The sequence below is a fragment of the Leptospira licerasiae serovar Varillal str. VAR 010 genome, from assembly GCF_000244755.1.
GTDB lineage: Bacteria > Spirochaetota > Leptospiria > Leptospirales > Leptospiraceae > Leptospira_B > Leptospira_B licerasiae.
The window spans coordinates 334020-356833 of the sequence record NZ_AHOO02000013.1 but is presented as its reverse complement, the minus strand read 5'-3'; the positions used below and the strand labels follow the sequence as shown (position 1 = coordinate 356833).

Annotated in this window: 21 protein-coding genes; 13 read left to right on the top strand and 8 right to left on the bottom strand. The window is 41.6% G+C overall.

Going from position 1 to position 22814, the window contains the following annotated elements:
- Positions 1 to 90 precede the first annotated feature (90 nt).
- Positions 91 to 2094 (bottom strand): helicase, encoded by a 2004-nt coding sequence (locus LEP1GSC185_RS17560; protein WP_008592475.1) that lies wholly within the window; start codon positions 2092 to 2094, stop codon positions 91 to 93.
- A gap of 195 nt (positions 2095 to 2289) precedes the next feature.
- On the opposite strand from LEP1GSC185_RS17560, the gene LEP1GSC185_RS17555 reads away from it, so the two are divergent.
- From LEP1GSC185_RS17555 to LEP1GSC185_RS17530, 6 genes are all read left to right on the top strand, one after another.
- The gene (locus LEP1GSC185_RS17555) at positions 2290 to 3591 is read left to right on the top strand and encodes an ABC1 kinase family protein (RefSeq protein WP_008592393.1); all 1302 of its coding nucleotides are present in this window, start codon (positions 2290 to 2292) and stop codon (positions 3589 to 3591) included.
- On the top strand, positions 3588 to 3821 hold the full coding sequence (locus tag LEP1GSC185_RS17550; protein WP_008592751.1) for a FeoA family protein: 234 nt from the start codon (positions 3588 to 3590) through the stop codon (positions 3819 to 3821). Before LEP1GSC185_RS17555 ends, LEP1GSC185_RS17550 begins: the two co-directional genes overlap by 4 nt.
- Positions 3822 to 3824: 3 nt before the next feature.
- Positions 3825 to 5966, top strand: a complete 2142-nt coding sequence (gene feoB / locus LEP1GSC185_RS17545) for a ferrous iron transport protein B (protein WP_008592608.1) — start codon at positions 3825 to 3827, stop codon at positions 5964 to 5966.
- Between the two features lie 2 nt (positions 5967 to 5968).
- Positions 5969 to 7924, top strand: a complete 1956-nt coding sequence (locus LEP1GSC185_RS17540) for an LTA synthase family protein (RefSeq protein ID WP_008592946.1) — start codon at positions 5969 to 5971, stop codon at positions 7922 to 7924.
- Between the two features lie 244 nt (positions 7925 to 8168).
- Positions 8169 to 9182, top strand: coding sequence for an N-acetylneuraminate synthase family protein (locus tag LEP1GSC185_RS17535; protein WP_008592183.1), 1014 nt, complete (start codon positions 8169 to 8171; stop codon positions 9180 to 9182).
- 1 nt (position 9183) lies between these two features.
- Complete coding sequence (locus tag LEP1GSC185_RS17530) at positions 9184 to 10290, top strand: M23 family metallopeptidase (RefSeq protein WP_008592922.1); 1107 nt, start codon at positions 9184 to 9186, stop codon at positions 10288 to 10290.
- On the opposite strand, the gene LEP1GSC185_RS17525 is transcribed toward LEP1GSC185_RS17530, so the two are convergent.
- Both LEP1GSC185_RS17525 and LEP1GSC185_RS17520 read right to left on the bottom strand, forming a co-directional pair.
- Complete coding sequence (locus LEP1GSC185_RS17525) at positions 10287 to 11168, bottom strand: DUF4349 domain-containing protein (RefSeq protein ID WP_008592771.1); 882 nt, start codon at positions 11166 to 11168, stop codon at positions 10287 to 10289. The genes LEP1GSC185_RS17530 and LEP1GSC185_RS17525 overlap by 4 nt on opposite strands.
- Positions 11169 to 11198: 30 nt before the next feature.
- Positions 11199 to 11939, bottom strand: coding sequence for a TrmH family RNA methyltransferase (locus LEP1GSC185_RS17520; protein ID WP_008592568.1), 741 nt, complete (start codon positions 11937 to 11939; stop codon positions 11199 to 11201).
- 245 nt (positions 11940 to 12184) lie between these two features.
- Here LEP1GSC185_RS17520 and fliF point away from each other — a divergent pair, with 245 nt between their 5' ends.
- The 7 genes from fliF (at position 12185) to LEP1GSC185_RS17485 (ending at position 19120) form a co-directional block, all read left to right on the top strand.
- Positions 12185 to 13885, top strand: coding sequence for a flagellar basal-body MS-ring/collar protein FliF (gene fliF, locus LEP1GSC185_RS17515; RefSeq protein WP_008597258.1), 1701 nt, complete (start codon positions 12185 to 12187; stop codon positions 13883 to 13885).
- A complete protein-coding gene (locus tag LEP1GSC185_RS17510) occupies positions 13885 to 14853 on the top strand; it encodes a FliG C-terminal domain-containing protein (RefSeq protein WP_008592983.1) in 969 nt (322 codons plus the stop codon). The genes fliF and LEP1GSC185_RS17510 overlap by 1 nt, the downstream gene beginning before the upstream one ends.
- A gap of 1 nt (position 14854) precedes the next feature.
- The gene (gene fliH, locus LEP1GSC185_RS17505; RefSeq protein ID WP_008592071.1) at positions 14855 to 15778 is read left to right on the top strand and encodes a flagellar assembly protein FliH; all 924 of its coding nucleotides are present in this window, start codon (positions 14855 to 14857) and stop codon (positions 15776 to 15778) included.
- Positions 15779 to 15978: 200 nt separating this feature from the next.
- Positions 15979 to 17343 carry a FliI/YscN family ATPase gene (locus tag LEP1GSC185_RS17500; RefSeq protein ID WP_008592072.1) on the top strand — a complete coding sequence of 455 codons (1365 nt, stop codon included), beginning with the start codon at positions 15979 to 15981 and terminating at the stop codon, positions 17341 to 17343.
- Positions 17344 to 17346: 3 nt separating this feature from the next.
- Positions 17347 to 17919 carry a flagellar export protein FliJ gene (gene fliJ, locus LEP1GSC185_RS17495; RefSeq protein ID WP_008592420.1) on the top strand — a complete coding sequence of 191 codons (573 nt, stop codon included), beginning with the start codon at positions 17347 to 17349 and terminating at the stop codon, positions 17917 to 17919.
- Positions 17920 to 18076: 157 nt separating this feature from the next.
- The gene (locus LEP1GSC185_RS17490; protein ID WP_008592384.1) at positions 18077 to 18718 is read left to right on the top strand and encodes a periplasmic-type flagellar collar protein FlbB; all 642 of its coding nucleotides are present in this window, start codon (positions 18077 to 18079) and stop codon (positions 18716 to 18718) included.
- A gap of 6 nt (positions 18719 to 18724) precedes the next feature.
- A complete protein-coding gene (locus tag LEP1GSC185_RS17485; protein WP_008592514.1) occupies positions 18725 to 19120 on the top strand; it encodes a TOBE domain-containing protein in 396 nt (131 codons plus the stop codon).
- Positions 19121 to 19222: 102 nt separating this feature from the next.
- On the opposite strand, the gene LEP1GSC185_RS17480 is transcribed toward LEP1GSC185_RS17485, so the two are convergent.
- From LEP1GSC185_RS17480 to LEP1GSC185_RS17460, 5 genes are all read right to left on the bottom strand, one after another.
- Positions 19223 to 20275 carry a DUF3089 domain-containing protein gene (locus tag LEP1GSC185_RS17480; RefSeq protein ID WP_008592148.1) on the bottom strand — a complete coding sequence of 351 codons (1053 nt, stop codon included), beginning with the start codon at positions 20273 to 20275 and terminating at the stop codon, positions 19223 to 19225.
- Positions 20276 to 20346: 71 nt separating this feature from the next.
- Positions 20347 to 20880: a guanylate kinase gene (gene gmk, locus LEP1GSC185_RS17475; RefSeq protein ID WP_081467339.1), complete on the bottom strand. Its 534-nt coding sequence runs from the start codon at positions 20878 to 20880 to the stop codon at positions 20347 to 20349.
- 14 nt (positions 20881 to 20894) lie between these two features.
- Entirely contained in the window at positions 20895 to 21176 is a 282-nt protein-coding gene (locus tag LEP1GSC185_RS17470; RefSeq protein ID WP_008597280.1) for a DUF370 domain-containing protein, read from the bottom strand.
- A complete protein-coding gene (locus tag LEP1GSC185_RS17465; protein WP_008592309.1) occupies positions 21176 to 22384 on the bottom strand; it encodes a hypothetical protein in 1209 nt (402 codons plus the stop codon). The genes LEP1GSC185_RS17470 and LEP1GSC185_RS17465 overlap by 1 nt, the downstream gene beginning before the upstream one ends.
- Before the next feature lie 64 nt (positions 22385 to 22448).
- Positions 22449 to 22814 carry a hypothetical protein gene (locus tag LEP1GSC185_RS17460; protein ID WP_008592883.1) on the bottom strand — a complete coding sequence of 122 codons (366 nt, stop codon included), beginning with the start codon at positions 22812 to 22814 and terminating at the stop codon, positions 22449 to 22451.

The following is a 22814-nucleotide window of genomic DNA, read 5'->3' as shown; positions in this document are numbered from 1 at the left end:
AGATATAGAAATCAAAAAGAAACCAGCTTACAAAAGCCCAAAACTCAGCGTCTCCGCGCCTCTGCGTGGAAACTAAAATTAGTAAAAAGGTTATCTAGTTAGGTTAATTATCAAGTTCAGTTTTTCTGCGACTGTGATCACATCTTGGACCCGAGTTTTATCCACAAGCACTGCGGTCGGCCCGATCTCGTCCAGAACGATCTTCTTGCCTTTGATCTGACCAAGTAAAAGTTCCATAACGTTTTGGTCTTTGGTGCGAACAAGTACACAATCTTCTGCTACTTCGACCACAGGCAGGTTTCCGCCCCAGTCTTCCAATAAGAATAGAAGGTTTTGTGCAAGTTCCGCTTTGCTGGATGCTTTTAAGAAGTCTACGAACTCATTCGTTTTGTATCCCAGAAGAATTCCCAATTGGTAAGCTTCTTTGGTAAGAACAAAAGTATAAACCCTGTCATAGTCTTTGAGTTCAGTGAATGCTTTTAAAAGATGAATTCCGTAAATGGAAACTTTTTCCGGGAATGCGATCACGGAAAAGTCCGGGTTGATCGTGATCCCACCCTTCTCCGTAACTCCAGCAAGCTCTCCAGTTTGGAAAAAATATTCTCCCAGTTTGGAAAGAGTCAGGAAACGGTTCGGATATTCTACTTCTAATAATCCGAATAAATGCAGATAGAAGATCGCACTCATGATCTCTTTACGAAGATCCGCCAGATCAGTCTGGAAGTTTTTAGTGCGGAAACCAGGGCTAAAGATCAAATGTTCCCTGATAATATTAGAGAAAATAACGGAAAGATGGATACGTTTGGACTTAATGATCAGGTTCACACATTTGTCCAGGATCATCTTATCGTAAAAAGGCATCTCCGTAGGTTGGAAAACTTCAGGAGGATTGACCCTTTTCATTCTTGCTTCGTTCACCTCATGGATGACTAGCTTCATGATCTCGAAAATATCCTTTGCAAGGAAACCGTCCAGGTCCCCTCTTAAAATGATATTCTCACCTTTGATATCCGCCAGATTCAAAAGTTTCAGTATAGGGAGAATTAACTCCATTTGATAGATCTGGCTTTTTTCCGGAAAAATACTGATATCCGGATTTAATAATTCCTGCTCTGTTCTTTTATGATCCGCCTGCTTTACTTTGCCGGATTTTGCAAGAACCAAACCTTTTCTGCTAATATAAGAAAGAAGCTTTTTGGTATTTAAGAAGAAGTCCAACTCGTTAGTTGCAAGTTTTTCCTGTCTCTGGCGTGTTCCTTTTTTAACGGAAGGAAGGATCGGATTATTTTGGATATATTTTAAAAGTTCTTCCGGAAGAGCAAAAATCCTTACGAACTTTTCCTCTACGAAACAAACGTCTGCGATCATTCCTTTCTCAACCAAAGCAGGAATGATTGTCTCGTATTTGCCTCTGCTCATTACGATAAAACTTCTGATATCGTCTGCGTCAGCCGCACCACCGCTTAGATAGATCCTAACTACAGTATCTCTTTCTAATTCGGATAGGGATTGGATAGCGGCCTCATACGCCTCGTCGGAAGTAGCATGAGTGATAAACTTGCGAATGCTGTCTATCTTTGCAGGAGCCTTGACCGCCTTCTTCCATTCGTTGGAAATATCGGTCAGCTTTTTGCGATCTAGAAGTTTTTCGACGGAGACCTTGTATTTGTCCCCTTTCAGGTTTTGGTCTAAGGAAACTAGATCGGCCAGCTCGTCATACGCATGGTACTTATCCAAGTTATTGGTAAGTCTTTCTCTGTTCTTTCTTTGGTATACGAGTTGGTATTTGCGGAGAAGGTTGAGTTCCATCTCCACGTTGATTGGCGGAATATTTACCTTACGAGAGATCTCTCCCAAAGTGAGAACATTCTTATTTTTTAAGATAGAAGTATAGATATTAACTTGGAGAACGGTGAGCTTTTCCAGCACACCTTTGAGGTAGAACTCGTCCAGAAAACTGTCGAAAAGGAACTTAACGTTCTTATTCTTTTCTTTGAACGGAAGCTTTTGAATGTTCCAGAGAGCAGCTGTCTTCTTTAGGTCGTTCAGTTCGAGTTTTTCTAATTCTTGCAATAAAACCGATTCGCCGCTCATACCACTGACCGAAATTCTCGCTCGAGAGCCATACTCTAATTCTCGCCGCTGCAGTAAACCAAAATACGGTTTTCTCGGCCGAACATGCAAAATAGACCCGAGTACCTTTCTTCAGGTTCCTTTATCCCGAATAGAGGTTCTTTTCTCCCTGATTTCGATTGTGTTCCTTTCAAGTTATCATAATCTGGAGCTGAAATGACCGGATTCCTAGACCAACTTATGCAAGGGGTAAACAGCGCTAGTCGTATAGTGACCAGTAGTTATGTTTTTTCCACCAAAACCATCCTACTTTTAAAGGATTTGGCTACGGGAGGAAGCGGGTCCCGTAATATTCCGGTTCGATTGAGAGAAGCGTTTGAAGAATTAGGCGCAACATATATTAAATTGGGCCAGTTCATCGCGTCCGCACCTTCTCTCTTTCCCGAAGAGATCGTAACGGAGATGCAAAAATGTTTGGATTCCGTACGACCTCTTCCTTTCTCGGATATCCAGAAAGTATTAAAGAAAGAACTGGGTAGAGATTACCAAAAACTTTTCCAAAATATAGATCCAGTCCCTATGGCATCCGCGTCTATCGCGCAAGTCCATTCCGCCGTGACCAAAGAAGGTTTGGATGTGGTGATCAAGGTGCAAAGGCCGGATATAGAAGGCGCGTTAGGAGCTGATTTAAATCTTCTATTTTTAGCCTCCAAATTATTCGAAATATTCGTACCTGGTCTGAACAAATCCGGACTTTCCGAAATGGTAGGAATGTTCCAATCCTCCATCCTAGAAGAAATAGATTTTATAAAAGAAGCGAACAATTGTGAAGAATTCGAAAGATATCTTCTTTCTTCCGGAGAAACTAGAGCAAGAGTTCCAAAAATTTACAGAGACCTCAGCACCAAAAAGGTTTTGGTCATGGAAAAATTTTACGGAGCTCCCATCACTGACGAAGTTTCTCTTCGTAAATCGGCCAAAGATCCCGCCAAAACGCTTTCGGACGCCCTGGAGATCTGGTTCTCCACACTTTCTAAATCGGGATTTTTTCATGCGGATGTACATGCGGGAAATTTAATGATATTAAGAGACGGAACTGTAGGTTTTATAGATTTCGGCATCGTAGGAAGGATTTCCGCCAAAGTATGGGAAGGTCTAATGATCTTCTTAGAAGGACTTGCATTAAACAGAACGGATCGGATCGCAAGCGGGTTAGTTCGTATGGACGGGACCGCTCAAGGAATAGACGAGAAAAAGTTAGCGAAGGATCTGGAAACCGTATTCGATCAAATGAGCAAGATGGTCTTAGATATTCAAATGGGAGAATTGGACGCTTTCGACGAGAAGAAGATGAACACTATCCTTTTCGAGTTCAGGGATATTTCCGATCGTAACGGTTTAAAGATCCCTAAAGAATTCGGACTTCTTATAAAACAAATCTTATACTTTGACAGATATATAAAATCTTTCGCGCCTGAGTTAGATCTGATCCGGGACAGGGAAAAATTTATCAGATGAAATCCAAACTTTTCGAATTAGAAGAGGGAGAATCCGGAAAGATCACCGGAATTAAGAACGAATCCGGAAAGACCGGACTGGTCAGAAACCTTTTAGACATGGGCTTTCTTCCTGGAACTAAAATCACAGTGGTCCGAAAATTCCAGGACCAAGACAAGATGATCGTAAAATTGGGCCTGGTCCGTTTGGCCATTCGAAAATTAGAAGCCGACCTTCTGGAATTGAATTAGTTTATGAAATTATTAAATACCGAAATACAAGCTACCGAACATAAAACTGAAAAATTTCGGGTACTGCTCACCGGCAATCCTAACTGTGGTAAATCCACTTTGTTCAATAGGTTGACCGGTCTTAGACAAAAGACGGGGAACTACCACGGAGTCACCGTTGAAAAAGCGGAAGGTACGATTCATAAAGATAATACAATTGTTCATATAGTGGATCTTCCCGGAGCTTATAGTTTAGGGGGAGAATCGGAAGACAAACAGGTAACTACCCGAATTCTGCTTTCCAGGGATACGGAAGACAAATTGATTTTCGTATTGGATGCGGTTGCAATAGAAAGAGGACTCCAATTTTTACTTCAAGTCTCTTCTCTCAAGATCCCAATGATAGTCGCAGTGACGATGAACGATACCTTGGAAAAAAAAGGAGTTCATTTAGATCTAAGAGTTTTATCCAAGGCTTTCGGCGTTCCTTTCTATTTCGTAAACCCAAGATCCGGAGAAGGTGTAGAGGTTTTAGAAAATGTTTTGATGGACTCTTCTTCTTATAAGGTCCCGGTCCCTGATTTTTCCTGGGACAAAAAAAGGACTGAACTGATCGAGTCGGTACTTTCTAAACTTTCGGTAGACGATCCGGACTCGGTTCGATTCGTTTTGGAAAATAGTTTTAAGGAATTTAGCGGAGAAAGTCTTCAAAAAGGACTTCCTTCTTCTAATTTTTTCCCGGAAAAAACCAGAGAATTCATTCGTTCGGAATGGCAAAGATCTAAATTAGAATTTTCTTATGGAGAGGAATTAGTCCAAAGATCCATTTGGATCAAAAAACTTTTATCAAAAGCGGTCTCCGGCTCGGAAATCTCCGAAAAAGGGATTTTAGGATTCGCGGATAAAATACTACTCCATCCGGTTTGGGGACTTACGATCTTTCTAGGAATCATGGCGTTGGTATTCCAATTCTTATTTACCTGGTCCGAAGTTCCCATGGATTGGATCGAAAGCAGAATCGGGGATCTAGCAGATTGGACAGGAAATTATTTGCCGGACGGCCCGATCCGTTCTCTTGTCCAGGAAGGAATGATAGGCGGTGTAGGAGCAGTTTTAGTATTCGTTCCGCAGATTAGCTTGTTGTTCTTATTCATAGGGATCATGGAAGAAAGCGGATATATCGCTAGGGCTTCCTTTCTTATGGATAGATTCATGGGAAAATTCGGACTTTCCGGAAAATCATTCATCCCATTACTTTCCAGCGCAGCGTGTGCGGTCCCCGCGATCATGGGAACTAGAACGATCGAAAACAAAGCGGACAGGCTCACTACGATCTTAGTGTCGCCTTTAATCACCTGCTCTGCCAGATATCCGGTTTATATTTTAGTAATCGGAACGGTCTTCTCTGCTGAACCTGTTTTTGGCATATTCTCTCCCAAAGTCCTAGCGTTATTCGGCCTTTTCCTGTTAGGTATGTTTGCATCCATGGGAGCCGCTTTCTTATTCAAAAAGACTTTTTTCAGATCAGAGCCTGCTTACTTTTTGATGGAACTTCCCAGATACCAATGGCCGTCCCTCAAAAGTCTTTTTTTTACCGTTTATAAAAAACTAAAAGCGTTCATAGGAAATGCGGGCAAAATAATCTTATTTATCTCCATCATCCTTTGGTTCTTGGCAAATTATCCAAGGGTAGAAGGTCCCAAAACAGAAAACCTAAGTTCCTCTCAGGCAAAGTCCTTACAAATCTCAGAGTCCTACGCAGGAAGAATGGGCAAAATGATGGAGCCGGTTTTAGAACCGATCGGTTTCGGATGGAAGATGGGGTTAGGAATCATAACTTCATTTGCAGCTAGAGAAGTAATGGTATCCACATTATCCATCGTATACGGGGTACAAGGAGAAGATTCAGAGGACGAAAATCTAAGATCAGCTCTAAGAAAAGACAGGGACCCAGAAACAGGAAAACCTGTTTGGACAATCGCAAGCGCCTTGAGCTTACTCGTATTTTTTGCGTTCGCTTGCCAATGTATGTCCACTCTTGCGGTGGTAAAAAAGGAGACAAACTCCCTATTCTGGCCGTTCTTTATGTTCACATACATGACAGTTCTCGCATATACTTCTTCTTTTTTAATTTTCCATCTTTCTAAATTTTTAGGCTGGAATTAAGAATGTTAAAAAAGCTGCCTGCAAACCTCAGGATAATCCTATTCTACTCATTTTGTTTTTTGATCCTCCTAACTATTTTTAGATTCGTATTACTCTTTATCTATTTTTCCAAACTAGGAAATTCTCCGATTATCGAAGTGATCAATTCTTTTTTGATCGGAATACGTTTCGACCTATGTGTGATCTCCATAGTAATCGCCTTATCTTGGATCCTATCTTCCTTTCATTATCCGAATCGTTGGAAGTCCTACAGATACATTTGGGGAATATTACCGATCCCATTATTCCTTTGGATGATCGGACATTTGATCGGAGACACGATCTATTTCGGAGAAGCTGACAAACATTTAGGCTATGAAGGTTTCGTATTCTTAGGGAAAGACCTATTAATATTGATAGAAGCAGCTATCAAGAATGACACTTTAAAAGTGATCCTGGGATTGATAGGAATATTCACAGGACTTCCCGCATTAATTTATCTTTTTATAAAATATAATGGGTATCAATATTCTTCCGAGAATAAAACCAAAGAATTGGCGCAGATACCTATATCCATAATTTTGCTTTTACTTCTGTTTAGAGGAGGGATCCAACCAAGGCCATTGAGATCCACAGAAGCAATCCACTCGGAAAATCCCTTCTTAAACCAACTTCCATTGAACGGAGTGTTCACTACGATCATGGACTTAAAATCAAAGTCCATTCTTCCTGAATTACAAATGTCTAAAGAAGAATCGATCAGGATAGTGAGAAATGAGATAGACTATCCTGGAGCAAAGTTTATCGATCCCGAATATCCTCTCTTAAGAGAGACTTCCGAAACAAGAAAAGAAACTCCTCCGAATATAGTGATCATTCTTTTGGAAAGCTGGACTGGAAAATTCCTAAAACCGAATGGGGATGGTATCGTAGGAGGAAAAGAACTCGCTCCGAATTTTAATTCTCTAATAAAGGAAGGCAGATACTTTCCTAAATTTTTCGCGACAGGTGGCAGAACCGTAAACGGACTCATGTCAGTACTCACTGGAATTCCGGATCGCCCAGGTATAACGGTAGTAAGGACTCATCAAGTTTTAGGAAATTTCGGCGGTTTAGGTTCCTTATTAAAAACATTGGGATACTCCACATATTTCGTTCATGGCGGAGATGTAGGATTCGATAATATGAGTTTTCTTTTTCCTCATTGGGGTTTCGACACTATCATTGGAAAAGAGGAAATCGAAAAAACAGGAAAATATAGATCGGGCGCCTGGGGATTTTACGATGGAGATGTATTAGAGGAATTACATGCAACCCTCTCAAATGCAAAACCTCCTTTTGCAGCGGTTAGCTTAACCTTGACCACACATTATCCTTACCAAGTACCGGAAACTTCAAAACATCCTTATCCGGAAACAATGAAGGATTCCGACTATTTTAATACCTACTCCTATTCGGACGAATCCATTGGCAAATTTATGGAGAAGGCGAAAAAGTCTCCCTACTTTCAAAATACCATCTTTATATTTGTGGCGGATCATACACATCATAGGGATCTAAATCCATTCGAAGATCGTAATATTCCTTTTTTGATCTATTCCCCGAAATACGTAAAATCAGGATTGGACCCTCAAATTTCCTCTCAGCTGGATGTGATCCCTACTATCTTAGGTCTCGTAGGAAAGAAGGTAAAATTTTCTTCTTTCGGGAAGGACCTGCTCTCCAACTCCAAACAATCCGAAGCAGGCGGTTCTTATTTTGCATTTTCCAGCGTGATCGGTTGGATAGAGAACGAATACGCTCTTTACAGATCCACCGAGGGTGAACTCAGAGAAGTTTATCCTATGCCATGGAGCGAGAGTATGTCCAAGTGTGTCTCCATCAAGGAAACCTGTGACGCCTACGAACGGAAAGCAAAGGCATTTCTAAATCTAAGTTATGAGCTTTTGAACACGAATCGGATCTTGCCAGAGAAGTAAAATGGTCTCCCCACCCTTCCTGGGTGGGGGCCGGTCCGGTGGTACCGTTCGCAAGCCATCTCACGAAATTAGGTATTTTTCAAACAATTATCTCCAACAATTTTGTAGGAGCTCCTACACACTTATTTCTTTTTATTTTCTTGCCTTCCAACTTGATCTGAATTCCGAGAGAAATCCTTCCCTTTCCGGCCAGGTATTCCGATCCTAGTCTTAAGGGTATTACCCTTTCATTTCAGGAGAAAGAATGTCTTTTTCGAAAAGTTTTCCTTTGGAAGAAAAATGGGAGATTGGTCCGGATTCTTCCCCATTTATAATCGCCGAGATCGGTTTGAATCATAATGCAGATCTGGAATTAGGAAAGAAGACCATCCAAGCCGCGAAAAAAGCGGGAGCAAATGCGGTAAAATTCCAAACCTATAAGACTGAAAACTTTTTAGATGTTAAAAATCCTAAAGCGAAAGTCCTAGTGGATATTTTTCAAACCTACGAACTTTCCGAAAAATTACATATTGAATTCCAAAAAACGGCAAAAGAAGAAGGTCTTTTCTTTTTCTCAACTCCTTTAGATACGGGAAGTGTGGATCTTTTAGTAAACTTAGGAGTTAAGGCTCTTAAAATCGCTAGCGGAGATATAGTAAATAAGCAACTTCTGCAAAAATGTGCTAGTACAGGACTCCCTTTGTTTCTATCTAGTGGCGCTGCGGAAGGTTTTGAAGTCATTCGTGCATTAGAATACTTGGGCTCAGAAAGAGTAAAAGATCTAGTATTATTCCACTGCGTTTCCCTTTATCCTACTCCGCCTGAAAAGGCAAATTTGCTAACTATCGAATATTATAAAAATATATTTAATGGTCCCATAGGTTTTTCCGATCATACTGCGGGAAGTATCGCTGGAGCGTTAGCAGTATCGCTTGGAGCAAGCGTTTTAGAAAAACATTTTACCCTAGATAAAACACTACCCGGTCCGGATCATACAATTTCTGTCGACCCTTCCGAGCTGAAATCCTACGTAGAAAATGCAAGATTAGCATTTCAAATGAGAGGAGAAAAGAAGAAGTTAGTGCAACCCCAAGAATCTGCAGGTAGATTTTTCGGAAGAAGAGGTTTATACGCGGACCAAAACGGAAATGCGATCTCGCTTCGACCAGACCTAAGCCAAGAAGATAAAATATATTTCGATTCCTGGAAACTAGATGAGGCAAACTCTCTCCTAAAGCACGGCAAGGGCCCAAAACCGGGAGCGCCTTTCCTATCTTAATATGATCCGAAAAATCTTTCTTTTATTTACGGCTTTTTCTTTCGGCCTATCTGCAGCTCCCAAGTCTTACGGATCCTTAGGTTCCGAAGTGGATTTTTTGGATTTTGGAAAAGTAACAGTGGCTCCCTTTTCCTATTCCGTATCTTCTTCCTTCGATGAAGAATACGGTGCATTTAATCTATTCGATTCCAATCCGAAATCCTACTGGTATTCCTCCGGGGAAAATAAACCGGAATGGATCATCGTGGATTTCGGCTCCAAGAGACTGATCAATTCGATCGAAGTTTTGGTCCCTATGTTCAGGGGCAAAAGAGCGGCGGAAGAATACGAACTTCAAGTTCTTCATCAAGAAAACTGGAAGACAATTTTCAAGACGAATAAAGTCGATCTAGTTAACCATCACGATATTATTCCGATCGATGCCTCTATTCTTAGATTATATTTTCCTAAAAAAGAAGAAAAGAATATAGTGATCGGTGAATTTAAGATCCTTTTAAACGGAACGGTCCTAAATTCGGTGTCCAGCAGATTTACCGGCTACCAATATCCGGTTCCGGACGGACTTCTTCCCGAAAAAGATTATCAACTTCCGGGAGCTCCCAGAGAATATAGGAACGGAATCCACAAAGGATTAGATATTTATTATAAACGTGAGAAGATCGGTCCGCCTAGACGCTTGACCTTCGAAGATGTTTTGGTTTCGCCGGCAGACGGCACGATTATCCGGGCAGATCTAGATTATTCTCCTATGACACTCTCGGAATTCCAAAAATATTCCTCGTTAGCCCAGAAGAACGGGGTAACTTATGTGGAAAAGGACTTCGGCGGCAGACAGGTTTGGATCGATCATGGGAACGGAGTAATGACATCATTTAATCATCTCTCTTCTATCAAAAGAGGGATCAAACCCGGTGCGAAAGTGAAATCAGGCGAAGAGATAGGTAACGTAGGTAACTCGGGTCTCATGGGAGAAGCGAAAGGAAATGATGAGAACATACATTTGCATTTCGAAATCTGGGTGGACGGAGAATATCTAGGTGCCGGAGTTCCTACAAATCAAATGAGGAAACTCCTTCAGTTTTTCTTTTCAAAGTCGAATCTGAATTAAAGAATTCCTTTAGATCTTAAATAACCTAAAGTTTTTACTCCAAAAAACCAAGTGATCCAACCTCCGACAGCAGCGAATGCATAGAGGAAAGAGAATAATAGTCCGTATTTGATAGTCCACTCCAGCGATATTTTACATTTCTTCAAAAAAGTAACGAATCCACCGGATACCGCGCCAGTTTCCTTTAAGGTAAATTTGATCGTGCAAAATTCATTCTCCTGATCGAATTCGCCTAACTTCACCCCTAAGTCTTGGATCTTACCTTCTATCTCTAAAATTTCTTTTTCTAGAGAGATAAGTTCTTCTATTTTGCCGTTTTTTCCTTTTAGACCCAAAAGACCTGCTTTAGATTTTTCCAAAGAGATTCTGGTTGCAGTGATATTTTTATATTCGTTTGTTTTGTCGGTTTTATTCACCGAAATAGAATCAATGACACCAATCGTCTGAATAGATTCTACCATGGAATCGAATTTATCCGGATTTACTCCGATCCCTAATTGCAAAGTTCTCTTGCCGGGAAGTCCTGATCTTTGTTCGTATTGGATGACACCTTTTACGTCCTCTACCATCTTGCGGGTCTTCTTTTCGCTCTCCTCAAACTCGGAAGTTTTTGAAGAAACAGCCGCTACCTTTTCATATTTTTGAGAAGATGAACTGATTGTGGTTTTGTCCTGGGGAGCATAAAACTTTTCGGACGCATAGTTTTTGCGTCCATAGTCAAAATTGATGGAAGAACCTTGTTCTTGATTTACAATATTTGTTTCTGGACCAACTGCATAGCTGTAGATAAGCCGAATTATAAATAGAAATGCAAAAATCCCCGCAAATATCAGAGAAAACTTTTTAACAAACTTAGAAACACCGTTGAATTGCTCCATCCTACCCTACTTTTTAATTGAAAAATCGAATTATTGGACCCTTGTAGGTTCCGATCTGATCCTTTGTAATAGGTCGGATTCCACAAGATTTCCATTATGAAGGCATTTTTTATAATAAGAATTTCGGATATACAACTTCTCCTCTTCTGTTAATCCCCAATTTGGAACTTCCTTTCTAAGCCTAAATGCAAGGTGAGAAAGCACGATTGCCACTGTTACCGAAATATTGTAACTTTCCGTAAACCCGTACATAGGAAGTTTTAGGAATACGTCCGCTTCTTCCATTGAATAAGAAGATAATCCTTTTTCTTCCGATCCGAATAGGATGGCGCACGGTTTATCCAAGGGCAAAGTATTCAGTTCGTAAGAATTTGCTAATGTATGAGGAGAAGTTGCTACTACACGATATCCCTTCTCCTTTAATCCGCTTATACAATGTCTAGTATTATCGATATTAGGTTTTTGGTATTTGTGTATCTGTATCCATTTTTGTGCGCCAAGAGAAATGCCTTCGTTAGGTCTATAAGGGTTTCGATTCTCCACAACATGGATCTCCGTTAGTCCTAAACATTCTGAAGTTCGTACAGGAGCGCTAGCATTATAAGGTTGGAATATATCTTCCATTACAATTGTTAAGTACTTTGTGCGAAAAGAAGCGACTTCTTGGATCTTAGAGACCTTCTCCGGCGATATTAAGGTCTTAAAATATTGTTCTAACCGGATCGCCTCCTCTAGAGTTATAAAATTTGAATGTTCTTGGGAGAGTTTCATGTTAAAAATGTATTATTTCCTAGACAATTTCATGCGTGAAAATCGGAAGCGATCAAATTCATACTAAACATTAATATAGCATTTACGTACAACAGATTTTATTTTTCGTCTCGAGACTCTTTCCAAAAGAGTTAATATAAAAAATCCGGAGAAAATAAAAAAATTCTAAAGTTTTTTTAAAAAGGGATTGTACTTTGTTTCCGAAAATCTATTATGTCCCCTATCTTGTCCGGTGGTGAAGGAAAATGCCCGAGCAATTGCAAAAGATTCTGAACAATATCAAGGAGTTCTTCAACTCTTTAGATACTACAAAGAAACTGATTTTAGGTGGAGTGGCGATCACTGTGGTCGTTGCCTTAGGGCTTCTGACAACCGTTTCGTCTCAAAAGAATAAGGTTATTCTCTTCCAAAACCTAACTGCGAAGGATTTCGCAGAGGTTACTAAAAAATTGGACTCTATGGGTTATTCGTATAGCACCGGAGACACGAGCATCGTAAGCGTGGATCCCGAACAAAGGCAAGAAATTATTACTAAACTTGCCCAAGAGAACCTGATTCCTGCAGGTGTCCAAGGCTGGGAACTATTCAACGTGGAAAAATTCACGGAAACCCAGTTCGACAAGGATATCAAAAAATACAGGGCCTTAAAAGGAGCCATCGAACAATCTTTGATGACCCTAAGACCTGTAGACAAGGCATTCGTAAACATCGCAATACCGGAAGATGAACTGTTCAACTCGAATGCTTCTCCAGTAAAAGCCTCGGTCATTTTGCATTTTATCCCTGGAGTCGAAGGGATTTCCAAAAAAGAAGTGAAAGGTATCGTAAACTTGGTTTCCAGGGCGGTGCCTAAACTCAAACCGGAAAACGTAGTAGTCGCGGATGCAGACGGCAAGATCATCTCCGACTTCGAAGAAGACTTAGAAAAAGAAAGATTAGAGCTTAGAGTTGTCCAAGAAAAATTAAGGATCCAAGAAGAACAAAGGATCCAAAGACTCATCGACGTACGAAACACTCTTCGTTGGTTCTTAGGCGGAGAAGACAGAGTGGACATCACTCGTTTCGAATACATGTTGAATTGGGACAAGGAGTCCTATAAAGACAACCAAGTTTCCCCAGTAATCGAAAGACCGGATGATCCGAATACTCCTTACTCTGAATTGAAGATCGTAGACGGTTATAGTTTGAAAGTTTCTTCCAAAGAAACCAGCGAACAATTTACCGGTAGAGGCTTTACTCCGGACGGCCCTGCAGGAACAGAGCCTAATCTTCCTCCCGGTTATAAAGACACCGACTATCAAAAAGCAGATTATAAAAAAACTGAGAATATTAATAACTTCGAATTCAACAGAAGAGTAAGCGAAGTCCAAAAACAACCTTGGAAGATCGAAAAAGTAAACCTTTCCGTGGTAGTTGACGGTCAATGGACCAAAAAAGAGAACGCAGACGGAACAGGATACGACAGAACTTATATCCCAGTTTCGGATGACGATATCCGGACCATTCGCAAAAACTTAGAAGCAGCAGTAGGTATAGACAAAGCAAGAGGAGACCAAATCTCCGTAATCAGCATCGCTAAAGACCGCACCGCTCAATTCGCTGCAGAAGACGAAGAATTAAGAAAACAGAAAGCGATCCGCCAAATGGTCATTGCATCCTTGGTCATCGTATTATTCTTAATACTCACTATCCTCATCTACAGAGCGATCAAAAAAGAGATCGCAAGACGCCGCAGACTACGCGAAGAAGAACTCGCAGCAATGCAGCAGATGATGAGAGAAGCAGCACTTCGAGTCATGGACGACGGAAGTGCAGAAGTCGAACTCTCTCTGGACGAAAAACTCAGAAGAGAACTTCTCGAAAACGCAATCAACCTGGCCAGGGAAAAACCGGAAGAAGTGGCACAACTTCTACGCACCTGGCTATCTGAAGAGGAAGCAACCTAATGAGTATCCTGTCCGGAAAAAGAAACCGGGCGGGACAGCTCCTCCGAATCCTGGGGGAGCATCTTCCCCCGGAAGTGTTTCGTAAGCTTGGGCCTCAGGACACATCGAAACTTTTAGAAAGTTTTCACAAGTCCGGCAAGATAGAAGCAAAACAAGAAAGAGAACTTTTAGGTTCCTTTTTAGAAGGACTCTCAAGCGTCCCAAAAGAAGGAATCGATCGAGACACCTTGGCTTTAATCCAAGAACTCGAAACCATCTTAAAAGAAGATTTGGTTACCGAGCCAGAATGGTCCGAGGAACTCAAATCTTATACCAAGGAAGAACTTTCCAAGATCGTAGCGGGAGAATCCCCAGACAGGATAGGGCTCGTATTCTGCTATGCGGATCCGGATACTTCCGCCAGAGTATTGGAGGAATTCCCTGAAGAGACCCAAGAGGAGATCTTACTTTCCATCCGGAATTTGGACCTTTCTTCTGCAGGGCTTATGGACTCTTTGGAGAGGTTTTTGCGCTTCAAGAAAGAAGTTCTAAAATCCCCTCAATCTGGAGTTCCTACCAGGGACAAGGGCGGGAAGAGAGCCGCGGAACTTTTGGGCAAATTGGACCCGCAAGATTCCCAGAAATTATTCTCCAGGATACGCGAAAAGAGCCAGTCGTTTGCCGAAAATATAAATAAGCATTTCTTCCGAATGGAAGACCTGATGGATCTTAGTCGAGAAGCCTTAAACAAGTTTATGGCCGATCTCCATCCGATCGTGACCGCGACCGCTTTTAAGGGCACTGAACCGGAAACGAAACAGGTCTTACTGGAAAGGCTGGATCCATCTCTTGCCTCCTCCATCCGTTTGGAAGAAGATTCGATGGGACCGGTTTCTCTCGCAGAGATTGAAACCGCTCAGAACGGACTACTTGAAATTTTTAAGGAATCCGTAGAATCAGGAAGAATCAAGTTCCGGAGAAAGAACTAATATGGCAAAACTAGTCTTCAAACCTATCCAAATCGCGGACATGCAGGATCAGGTAGAGCTGCAAATTCCGGACAAATATAAAAAATTCCATAGGGACGAAGACGCCGAAGAGTTCGAAGTCGACCAAGAAGGAAATATTATAGAGCAATACCAAGGTCCTTCTATCGAAGAGATCGAGGCAGAGCTAAACCGTTACAAAGAAGAAACGGAAGAAAATATCAAAACAATGCTCGAGGACTCCCGCCGCAAATCGGAGGAGATCGAGGAAGAAGGTCGTAAAAAAGCCTTCCAAATGATCCAGGATTCCAAAGAGAAGATCAAACTCGAAGAGGATTCAGGAAAAGCCAAAGCGGAACAGATCTTGGAAAGAGCCAAGATGGAAGCCGAAAGAATGATCAAAGAAGCCGAGATGAAAACGGCAGAGATCGAACACGAGGCTTACTTAAAAGGATTCGAAGCAGGAAGAGAGGTCGGTTTCAGAAAAGGACAAGGAGAAGTCCGACGCCTAATCGACCGTCTTGGGACCATCGTAGGTAAAGCGATCGATATCCGTGCGGAACTCATCCAAGCATCCGAAAAACAGATGGTGGAGATGATCCTGATCATCGCTCGTAAGATCATCAAAGACGAGATCATTGAACGTAAAGAAATCGTACTCAATAATATTAGAGAAGCCCTGAAACGTATCAAGGACAGGGACCGTGTGGATATCCGAGTCAACTTTGCGGACTTGGAGATAACCACAGCTCACAAAGACGAACTTATCAAACTCATGGAGTCACTTCGCAAGGTCAATATCTACGAAGACTCTCGCGTCGACAGAGGCGGGGTCATTATCGAAACGGATGTTGGTGCTATCGATGCAAGGATCTCCACCCAGCTCAAAGAAATCGAAGAAGCAATTCGAAATGCGGAGCCGATCTAATCCACCATTCACGTCCAAACTTAGTCTCCTACCCGGCCGCCGAAACCATAGGCGGTCGGGTCAGGGGGGTTTTCTTTGTAGGCACTTCGACAGATTCTGCCTTAGTCCGATAAGTGACATAATTCGGTTATATTCTCATTATCACTTGACTCCGGGTAAAATCCCGAGGACAGTATCCTCACTCTTTCGAGCCTAAGATCATGATAGAGAAGAAGTTTCACGAAAAGGTAGACGTCATCTCCAAGTATTTCCTGATCTTGGACCGCACAGAAACCATCCGTAAGTCCGGAAGGGTTGTTCGTGTTTCCGGCAATGTAATTTATTCGGAAGGACCTCCAGATTCCAAGATCGGAGAGATCATGGAAGTCCAAAAAGCAGGAACGGAAGGTTACCTGCAATGTGAGATTGTTGGCTTCGAAAATCATGTATATACACTAATGCCTTTGGGTCCAGTAGAAGGTGTATATCCTGACGCATTCGTGTTTTCTTCGGGAAGAAGTTTAAATGTCCCTGTAGGTAGAGAACTACTCGGCCGAGTGTTGAACGGTGTTGGACGTCCAATCGATAAAAAAGGACTCATTATCACATCGGAAGAAAAATCTCCAGAGGGAGAAAGTATCAATCCTTTGGATCGGCCTGTGATCCGGGACATTCTTCTTACAGGCGTAAGAGCGATCGATGGGATTTTAACCGTAGGTAGAGGACAAAGATTAGGGATCTTCTCCGGATCCGGTGTGGGAAAATCCAGCTTGCTCGGTATGATCGCAAGATTCACGAACGCAGATGTGAACGTGATCGCACTCGTAGGAGAACGAGGCAGAGAGGTGAACGAATTTTTGGAAAGAGACCTAGGAAAAGAAGGTCTCGCAAAATCGGTCGTATTTGCAGCTACTTCCGACGCTCCTAAAATGGAACAGGTCAACTGCGCCCTACTCGCCACTTCCGTCGCGGAATATTTTAGAGAGCAAGGACTTCATGTAAACTTAATGATGGATTCCTTGACCAGGTTCGCTCACGCTAACAGAGAAATCTCCGTTTCCAACCATGAGCCTCCAATCACCAGAGGATTTAGTTCATCCGTTTTTACTAAATTAGCAAAACTTGTAGAACGTTCGGGAACTTCCAAATCAGGAGGAAGTATCACCGGATTTTATACGATCCTAACGGACACAGACGAAATGGAAGACCCTATCGCCGACGCAGTCCGCGGTTATATAGACGGTCACATTATCCTTTCCCGTAAACTTGCGGAAAGAAATCATTACCCCGCTATCGATATTCCGGCTTCTCTTTCCAGGGTAATGCAATCCATTGTGGAAGAAGATCAATTCATGAGAGCAGGGATGATCCGAGAACTCATCTCCACATATTATTCTGTGGAAGAATTGATCTTGTTGAATGCATATGTAAGAGGATCCGATCCAAAAGTAGATCTTGCCATTCGTAAAAAAGATAAAATAGATTCTTATCTAAAACAGAGACTTATGGAAAGAAGTCTTTTCCCTCAAACAATCAGCGGTTTAAGAGATATCTTAAAAGAAGAAAGAGAAGAAGAGGAATTCTAATCTATGAAAAGATTCCAATTCAGACTCGAGCCAGTACTTCGTTTAAAGAAGATCAGAGAAGACCAAAAGCTCAAAGAACTTTCGGAATTGGTTGCGGAAGTAAACCAACGACAATCTGAAATAGATTCCAATGAAGCAAGGATACATTCCCTATCTTCTACGGAGCTTTCCGGAAATACGGACTTAAGAGAATATTCGTATTTGCAAACTTATATGAGACAGCTTCTAACTCGAAACACTGAGTTAGAGACCGAGATCCGTTCTTTCGATGAACCGGTTGGAAAAAAAAGGGCGGAAGTCTCAGAGGCAAGAAAAGAGAAGAAGGTGCTGGAACTTCTAAAGGAAAGCCGTTTTAAGGAATACATGCATTCCTATAGAAAGGCGGAAAGAATCCAAGCAGAAGAGCAATTTTTAGCAGATCTTTATAGGAAAACTAGGGAGGAAATTTATGGGGATGATAGATCTAAACGGGATCCGAAAGTATTTACCTATGATACGGGAGGCGTCGAGCGCACCGGTACAGAAGATGCGGGACTTTCTGAGCTCAGAAAGCTTTACGAGCGTTATAAAAAGTGACCTTCCCTTTTTAGAAGTGCGTAAAACTGTAGAATCTTCCGATCCTTTAATCGGGAGTATGGCAAACCTCCAAGACAAAATTTCACATTTGGAAAATAAGGCAGGAGAATTGGAAAAAAGAATTTCAGGCTCCAGGCTGGACATCCGGGTATAAAAAGTGGCAAGTTTAACCGACAAAGCAAGAGCCGTATATCTAGTACTTCTGATCTTCTTCCTTGTGTTGATCGGATTTTTCGCGTTTCATTATTTTCAGATCATAGATGCTGCTGAAATTTTTCCTTTCTTAAGGACCGAACCCGGCTTAGTGAATGCGGACTCAGAATCCCCTTCCGAATTGGAAAAGTTGGAATTCCGCAAAGAGATGGAACGACTCGCTAAAGATAGGGATGAGATCTCACAAAAAGAAGAAGAATTAAAAAAAGAAAAAGAGCGTCTGGAGGCAGAACTCGAGAAAATCGAGGAACTCAAGCGAGGTCTTACTTCCAAGGAAAACGAGCTCAAGTCTTCAGAGTCCGAAAGGAATAGCAGAGGTAAATTGGTTAAGGTCATGGCGGAGAAGGTTGCAAATATGCCTCCGGATAATGCCGTGCAGATGTTGACCAATTGGCCGGACAAAGATATTATAGATGTATTCATCCAAATGGATAAGGACGCAGAACAAGACGGTAGACAAACGATCACCACTTACCTTCTCACCTTATTCCCGGCCGAACGCAGGGCGAATATTACGAACAAATGGTTGTCCAGATCTGATGTGATCAAAGCTCCTGAGTCCAATTCAGAGTCCGAAGAACTTTAAAATTTTATGAAAAAGAAAACGATCCTCTTTCTTTCACTAATAATCATCTCTACCGGAACCGTTTACTCTAAGAGTAAAAAAGTTTCTGCTCCCACGAAACCTAAATATGTTTCCGGAGAGGAACTGGTCAATAATCCGGGAAAAGCTGTCGGCGAAACAGTACGAGTCGCCGGCACTGTGACCCATGTATTATACAAAGGGAATTCGATCCGATTCGTAGTTCATTTTTCAGGAAAACCGGTGGTTTTGGACTCGGATGATTACAGCCTAATGAATAGAGTATCCGTCGGTTCTTACGTGGAAGTCTGCGGATTTTATCTAAAAAACAAAAAGTTAGATCTGGACGGAAGAAGAACAGATATGCCTTCGATCGTGATAGAACAAACCTACTGCACGAATTAATTTTTTGTCACGCAGAGGCGCAAAGACGCGGAGAAATTAAAGTTATATTTATTCATATTCTATAATTACAACTCTGCGTTTTCCGTGGCTCTGCGTGATAATTTACTCTCTGCCTCTTTTAACACTCTGTATTTTAAAAGATTCCAATCTATCCTTTGCATTTTTTCTAATATTCGCGTAGAAGAAATGAAAATCACCTGTATGTAAATTCCCGTCCTTTCCTAAGTTTGGCGTCCGGCTTATCTCCGGCTCATGGATCCATAGAACGCCTGAATTACATTTAGCATCGGCAATGCCCGGGATCAATTGATCGAAACTTCGATTTATACTTCCTAAATTTTCGGATTTAGCAGAATATTCCTGGTCTTGTTTCCAACTTAACGGATTCACACAGACTGTCTCTTTTCCATATCTGTCCAATAATCTACCCGGAGAATTTCCCCAAATATAGGAATTCCAACCGACCACACATCCTGTATCTTTTGGACCGGAACACACGGGCAAACCAGTTTCCTCTTGTTTAAATGGAAACCCGATCGAATAAGAAACAATTAAATTTTTCTTATATTCAGGATTAGAAGAAATGACCTCTTTGAGCAGACGAACGGAATGCCGAGTACCTTGGCTATGAGAAGCTATGATATAAGGACGCCCCTTGTTCCAGTTTTTCATATAGTATAAAAAGGCGTTTTTCACATCTTGGAATGCAAGATCCAAAGCGGCTTCTCCTTCCGGAGCATCTTTAGTAAAAACGAAAAATGCAGCCTGTCTATATCTAGGAGCATAGACCTTACAACATTCATTGAATGCGCTCGCTTGCGTCTTGATCGGATGTTTATCGGTTCTTTCGTTTAAACTTTCGTCCTTTAGATCCCCATTCCAATACTTAGGCCGAAGAAGTAACGTGGTTGGATGAATATAAAAAGTATCCGCTTCCGCTATAGATTGGCTTTCCTTTAAACCTGAATTTTCCGGGACCAGATCCGCATTATCTTTTTTATCCGGGAGCGCCGCCCAAAATTCAGATCTAGAATAATCGGGGGCTGCTAAATTTTTACTCTCTTCAAAATCCTTCCTGGGTTTAATGAGGAATATACAATTAGAACAAACTGTTAAAACGGATACCAAGAAAATAAAACGCACTGTCTTACTCATATTATCTCCTGCTAACAAAATCTTTAGTGACTTTGTATTTTTTGTGAAAAACTCATGGGAATGAATTTGAACTAAAATAAAATTTCTTCTAAACGAGAGAGAGCGTGTTCGAGAGTATCGTTCACAATGATATGGTCGAACTCGTCTTTATGTGACAGTTCTTCTTTTCCATTCTTGATACGTTTCAGGATACTTTCTTCGGAATCGGTTCCTCTACCTCTTAGTCTTTTTTCCCATTCTTCTTCGTTTGGAGGAAGTATAAAGATCGTGATAGCTTCTTTTCCGAGTTTTTGTTTTACCTGGGCAGCTCCCTGCACATCTAAATCCATGATCACGGATTTGCCGGCTGACATACATTGATTCACGAACTTAACGGGAGTTCCGTAGTAATTATCATGAACCTTGGCCCATTCCAGAAATTCTCCCTTATCGATCCCGGATTCGAATTCTTCTTTGCTTAAGAAAAAATACGTTACTCCTTCTTTGTCCCCGGGACGCGGAGGTCTCGTAGTACAAGAAACTGAAAAAGCCAAATCTGGATGTTTGGCTCGTATCATTTGGATAAGTGTGGATTTACCGCCTCCTGCTACGGAGGATAGAACGATTAGTTTGGGAGATTTCAGTCCTTTTCTTCCTCTTCTTCTGCGATAGAATTATCCCTGCTTTCTATCCTTCTTGTGAGGGCTTCCACTCTTAAGTTGGAAAGGATCAGATGGTTGGAGTCCGTAATGATAATGGACCTGGTCTTTTTCCCTTGAGTCGCGTCTACCAAACTGTTATTACTTTTGGCTTCGTTTCGGATCCTTTTTGCGGAGGCCGAATCCGAATGAATGATACCCACGATCTTGGAAACCATGACTATATTTCCAAAACCAACGTTCAAGACGCTAAATTGGGACATTAGGTCCTCCTATTTCTCTCCAACCTAAATCTTTCAATAATGTCCACCTCACCGGTGGCGAGATCCAAGGCTTCTGAGATCTCCTCATGGGAGTATCCTTTTTTCAAGAGGAAAACGACCTTCTCAATTTTGCTTGCCCCTTCTCCTAGGTCTTTTAGCGCTGTTTCGGAGGAAATTTTTACGGAATCCTGTTTTTGAGGAGCGTAACCCGTCATTTTTCTTTCCAGGATTTTTCCGAAGTTTTCCTCCACCGGGATTTTATTGTCCGTTCTTTTGGACTTGGAACTCGTTTTTTTAGGATCCAATTCAGGAGTATAATCCGACTCCGCTTTCAAAGAGCCTCCGCTAATATCATCTGGAAACTGGATTTTATTCTCTTCGAACGGATCTCCGTCCAGAGAAATATCGAATGTAGAACTCGGGTTATACATGGGCTGAGGAGTTCTGGTGGGAGAAATTTCGGACATCAATTCCTGAGGATCTTTCCAGCCCATTACATCCTTGATCTTCTTGCCGAAGTTTTTCAGAATCCCTAACGTTCCCGAATCTTCTTCTCCAGAAGGAACAGTTTCTTTTTTGAGATTTTTTCTTTCAGGATCCAAGAAAGGTTTTGGATTTTCTGCAGAATAATTCTCCCTCAGATTCTGTTTATAAAGCCTGCCTACACCTTCTCCGGCTTTTGCGGCAAGTTCTTGTTTTCTACTCTCTAACGATTCAGTCGGAGTAGTTTTAAGTTCCTTTTGTTTTTCACGAATCAGGGTCAGATACTCATTCTTGAATTTTTCTTCGTCGGAAATTTGGATCGCTTCTTTTTGTGTTAGGATAGAAGGCTCGCTGATTTCTAATTCCTCTTCTACACTTTCGAATTCCAAGATCGGTTCAGGAGCTATATTCTGTTTTTCTGATTTTTTACCTTCGGTAGAAAGTATTCTGTCTGGAAGAGATTCCAGTTTCTGGAGAATGGACTTATATTTATCCTCCAAAGAATCGGAACGTTGGACCAAAATTTTATAAGCTTGGATCTTTGAATTCAAAAGTTCGATCTGGCTTTCTGTTTCCGTTTGGATCTCGTCTACTAATGTACGGATCTCTTCGTTGATACGACGGATCATATGAGAACGAATTCTCTTCGTCACTTGGGCGGATACGCCTACGTACAAGCCTACGGCTATGATGATATTTAAGAATAGGACTGTGAATAGTTCCATCGCACAAGCGTCCTTTTCGAGGATATTTCCAACAACATCCCTCAGGAAGACCGGCGCGTTTTTATTAAGCTATATAGTCCACTGTAGAACGAGTAGGAGTCCGAATTTCGGTTTTTCTACCGCTCTTATCATAGGAGAAAATTTTCTCCTTTCCACCCTCGGGTTTTGGTCCTTTAAAAGAACGGATTTCCTTTTCTATTTCTCCGATCCTTTGGGTGTATGAGGTGCGAAGTCTTTCCCTATATTCCGGTGAAAGAGAAAAAGTCTCGGTGTACATTTGCACCGCATACTTTTTATCTATGGAATACTCTCGGACCGATTTTTCGTTCTGGGCGATTACGTTCGAAAGAGTATGTGGGTTCTCCAGTATAGTCCTTCGGACCAAATCGTTCGCAGCGCCGTATCCGGAAAGAGGTTCGTTCAGCCTCAT

Bases quoted from the DNA above. Each gene is read 5' to 3' on its own strand.
- LEP1GSC185_RS17560 (WP_008592475.1), bottom strand. From the start codon at position 2,094: ATGAGCGGCGAATCGGTTTTATTGCAAGAATTAGAAAAACTCGAACTG.
- LEP1GSC185_RS17555 (WP_008592393.1), top strand. From the start codon at position 2,290: ATGACCGGATTCCTAGACCAACTTATGCAAGGGGTAAACAGCGCTAGT.
- LEP1GSC185_RS17550 (WP_008592751.1), top strand. From the start codon at position 3,588: ATGAAATCCAAACTTTTCGAATTAGAAGAGGGAGAATCCGGAAAGATC.
- feoB (WP_008592608.1), top strand. From the start codon at position 3,825: ATGAAATTATTAAATACCGAAATACAAGCTACCGAACATAAAACTGAA.
- LEP1GSC185_RS17540 (WP_008592946.1), top strand. From the start codon at position 5,969: ATGTTAAAAAAGCTGCCTGCAAACCTCAGGATAATCCTATTCTACTCA.
- LEP1GSC185_RS17535 (WP_008592183.1), top strand. From the start codon at position 8,169: ATGTCTTTTTCGAAAAGTTTTCCTTTGGAAGAAAAATGGGAGATTGGT.
- LEP1GSC185_RS17530 (WP_008592922.1), top strand. From the start codon at position 9,184: ATGATCCGAAAAATCTTTCTTTTATTTACGGCTTTTTCTTTCGGCCTA.
- LEP1GSC185_RS17525 (WP_008592771.1), bottom strand. From the start codon at position 11,168: ATGGAGCAATTCAACGGTGTTTCTAAGTTTGTTAAAAAGTTTTCTCTG.
- LEP1GSC185_RS17520 (WP_008592568.1), bottom strand. From the start codon at position 11,939: ATGAAACTCTCCCAAGAACATTCAAATTTTATAACTCTAGAGGAGGCG.
- fliF (WP_008597258.1), top strand. From the start codon at position 12,185: ATGCCCGAGCAATTGCAAAAGATTCTGAACAATATCAAGGAGTTCTTC.
- LEP1GSC185_RS17510 (WP_008592983.1), top strand. From the start codon at position 13,885: ATGAGTATCCTGTCCGGAAAAAGAAACCGGGCGGGACAGCTCCTCCGA.
- fliH (WP_008592071.1), top strand. From the start codon at position 14,855: ATGGCAAAACTAGTCTTCAAACCTATCCAAATCGCGGACATGCAGGAT.
- LEP1GSC185_RS17500 (WP_008592072.1), top strand. From the start codon at position 15,979: ATGATAGAGAAGAAGTTTCACGAAAAGGTAGACGTCATCTCCAAGTAT.
- fliJ (WP_008592420.1), top strand. From the start codon at position 17,347: ATGAAAAGATTCCAATTCAGACTCGAGCCAGTACTTCGTTTAAAGAAG.
- LEP1GSC185_RS17485 (WP_008592514.1), top strand. From the start codon at position 18,725: ATGAAAAAGAAAACGATCCTCTTTCTTTCACTAATAATCATCTCTACC.
- LEP1GSC185_RS17480 (WP_008592148.1), bottom strand. From the start codon at position 20,275: ATGAGTAAGACAGTGCGTTTTATTTTCTTGGTATCCGTTTTAACAGTT.
- LEP1GSC185_RS17470 (WP_008597280.1), bottom strand. From the start codon at position 21,176: ATGTCCCAATTTAGCGTCTTGAACGTTGGTTTTGGAAATATAGTCATG.
- LEP1GSC185_RS17465 (WP_008592309.1), bottom strand. From the start codon at position 22,384: ATGGAACTATTCACAGTCCTATTCTTAAATATCATCATAGCCGTAGGC.
- LEP1GSC185_RS17460 (WP_008592883.1), bottom strand. From the start codon at position 22,814: ATGAGGCTGAACGAACCTCTTTCCGGATACGGCGCTGCGAACGATTTG.